The organism is Microbacterium sp. (assembly GCF_049650565.1).
Classification (GTDB): Bacteria; Actinomycetota; Actinomycetes; order Actinomycetales; family Microbacteriaceae; genus Microbacterium.
In genome coordinates, this window is sequence record NZ_JBASAK010000062.1 from 1 (window position 1) to 3,279 (window position 3,279).

Below are 3,279 nucleotides of genomic sequence, written 5' to 3' on the forward strand. Positions count from 1 at the left end.
GGGTTGCTGAGCCTGTCAAGGACCGGTCGACGGCCCTTCGACCCTTCGACAAGCTCAGGGACCCAGAGGAGAGGGCCCAGCGCTCCGCAACCCCGGGTTGCTGAGCTTGTCGAAGCACCGGGGCTCAGTCGCGCAGGGCGCGCACCAGCGCGACGTACTCCGGCGGTGTGACGTGCGGCAGATAGGCCCGGCCGATGGCCATGCCGATTCCCGGCAGCTGTGCGGCATCGGGATAGGCCATGTGCATGGCCAACCGGTCGGGGTGGAACTTCGCCTTGAAGCTCAGCAGCGACCGGAACCCGTAGGCGGGCTCCAGCACGCCGCCGAGCCAGGTCAGCAGTCCCCGCATCCCCTTCCACTCGCCGCCTGCGGCATCCGCCTCGAGGCTCTGCGCGAGCGGAGCACCGGACAGGCTCATGAACGCCAGTCCCTCGGCCTTCATGCGCAGTGCGGCGGACGCCAGCAGGAACTCCATCACTCCGGGCATCGAGCCGTCCGCCCGGCGCATGAAGTCCAGCGTCCAGCCGACCAGCTCGCCGCCCTCGTGCACGGGCAGCCAGCTGGTGATGGCCTGCAGTTCGCCCTGCGGACCGATGGCCAGCATCAGCGCGGTGTCAGGATCGCGCAGCTCCTCCACGCCGCCGAGGGTGAAGCCCATCTCGGGCAGGGCCTTCTCGGCGATCCACTGCTCGCTGAGGGCGTCCAGCTGCGCCGACATGCCGGGGGTGAGGTCGACCCAGCGCGTCCACTCCGCATGCAGGCCGTCCCGGTCGGCGCGCCGGTACGGCTGGCGCACCTTCGCCCACGCCTTGCCGTCCAGTGAGAACCGCTCCAGCGGTACCACGGTCTCCTCGGCCACGGGCATGTCCGACCATCCCAGTGCGCGGGTGCTGCGCAGCGTCTCGTCATGCACGCTGTACAGCACGGGCGAGAGGCCCTGTCGGTCGCAGTGGTCCACGAAGCCGCGCACCACGGCATCCGGGCCCTCTCCCACCGGATCTCCGACGCTGATGGCGAAGCCCGACACCACGCGGTACGCGATGCCGCCTCGTCCGTCAGGGGTGAACCAGTGCCGGTTGCCCGCCCAGGTGCCCAAGAACCCCATGGTGCCGCTGTGCACGCGCAGCAGCCCGCGGTAGCGCTCGCCGTCCACGCTCTCCGGCGCCCTCGCTGGGCTCCGCAGCAGTCGCATCATGCCCACGATGAACACGGCCCAGAACAGCGGACCGATGGCCTGTCGGGCGATGTTCGCGACGCCGCCGATGCGATGCGCGATGTGCGCGTGTGCGAAGCCCGCCGGCAGGAACCGCCGCAGTGCATCCAGGGCGCTGGTCAGCGGCGCGACTCCGGCTGACACGACCAGCGCGATGTCGGCGCCCGCCAGCACGACCAATGTCAGCACGGCCGTGACGGCCAGGCGCCTGCCCGCACCGCGCTCCGCGCGCACGCTGAAGCGCCGACGGGTGACCACCAGCAGCACGCAGACGGCCAGCGGCACCACGATGCCCACCACGGCGAACCCGGGGAAGTACCGATCGATGACCGCCAGCTCCACCGGATGCCGCAGATCGTCGCTGCCGATGCTGATCGCGGCCAGCGCCGCCACGATGAGGTTCACCGCCACAGCCAGCAGCAGGGCGGCCCGGCGCCCCGCGCGCAGGCCGATCGCGGCGACGACGGCGAGCACGAGCGGCACCAGGCTCATCAGCAGCGGCCCGAGCCCCGCGGCGAATCCCCCTCCGACCCCGACCGCGCAGTGATCGGAGAGCCTCGTGCCGCAGCGCGAGAGCAGCGCATCGACGCCCGCACCGCGCAGACCCTGCACGAGAGGGGACAGCGGGCCGATGCCCCGACCGGTGATCAGCACGACCAGCGGGCCGATGCCGGTGACCGCGATGATGGCCGCGACCAGGGTGCGGACCTCGCCGAATGAGCTGCGACGCCAGGGCGCGTGCACCCGACCACGTGCGAGAAGGGCACCGGCGACCAGGCCGATGACGGCCGCGCACAGCCGGTACACGCTGTCGATGTCGCCGCTGTACAGCGTGAACATGATCAGCGCCGACAGGCCCAGCAGCCGAATCCGCCTGCGCCACAGCACGGGCGCGAACGCGCTGGCCACCATTGCTGCACCGACCACGCCGACGGCGGGGTCCAGCACGTCGCGCGAGATCCGAGCCCAGGCGGCGCCCTGCTCGGACGACAGGTCCTGCACCCCCACGCCGGCCAGCATCGCCGGGATGCCGGTGCCGAGGAACGCGACCACCGTGCGCCAGGAACCGAGCAGTCGCTCGGCATACGCCAGGCCCGCCGCCGCGAGGGCCACGGTCAGGACGAGTTCGATGACGGAGTCCGGCACGATCAGCGCGGTCAGCGGCGTCCACCACTGTCCGGCCTCGATGCCCTCCGGGCTGACGGAGAGCCGGGCGGCGTGCGCGCCCCGCAGCGTGCCGAAGGCCAGCCCGGTGAGAGTGATCAGCAGGCAGAAGCCCGCGGTGACGGGGTGCGCGCGCAGCACTCCCAGCAAGCGGACCCTCACGGCTGGAGCCCCCAGATCGGCGCGAGCACCCGCAGCCCCTCGTCGAGGCCGCCGGACAGCGCGGGTCCGACATGCCCCGCGCCGGGCACGGCGTAGTAGGTGGTGGTGAATCCTGCGGCCTTCGCGAGCTCGGCCGCGTGCTGCGCGTGCGGCGCGTAGAGATGATCGGAGCCGCCGGCGGTGAACACCGCCGTGCGCCCCGCGTAGGCGCCGGGGTGCGCTGCCAGCACGCTGGCGGGCTTGTTGGCGTCGAACGCGGCCCTGTCTCCGCGGAACACCAGGCTCAGCACCGGCTTCGGACTCTCCATGCCGGGCCACTCCTCTCCCGAGATGTCCAGCAGCGAACCCCAGATCTCGGGGTGCTGCGCGCCGTACAGGAACGAGCACGCCCCGCCGTTGGAGTATCCGCTGATCGTCCAGTTCGCGGGCCCCGGCAGCACGCGCAGATGCGTACGGATCCAGTTCGGGATGTCGACGTCGAAGTACGTGTTCACGCCGCCGAACGCCTTCGAGTCCGCGCATCCGGGGTTCTGCCGCGACGATCCCAGCTGATCGGCGACGATGACAATGGGGCCCAGTCCGTCGTGCTGCACGGCATACGCGTCGACAGCCGTCTTGATGGCCGTGGGCGTGGGGCTGCCCGGCAGGCCCATCATCTGCACCATCACCGGCAGCGCCGGCGGATCCTTCACGAGGGCCGCAGGCGGCAGGTAGATCGATGCATCGCGCGGAACGAATCC

At 71.5% G+C, this 3,279-nt stretch carries 2 protein-coding genes; both read right to left on the reverse strand.

The window, feature by feature from the left end; translation table 11 throughout:
- Window positions 1-124: 124 nt before the first annotated feature.
- On the reverse strand, window positions 125-2,539 hold the full coding sequence (locus WA967_RS11055; protein ID WP_424422387.1) for a phosphatidylglycerol lysyltransferase domain-containing protein: 2,415 nt from the start codon (window positions 2,537-2,539) through the stop codon (window positions 125-127).
- On the reverse strand, window positions 2,536-3,279 hold a 744-nt coding region (locus WA967_RS11060), incomplete at its 5' end, for an alpha/beta hydrolase (protein ID WP_424422390.1). The genes WA967_RS11055 and WA967_RS11060, both read right to left, overlap by 4 nt.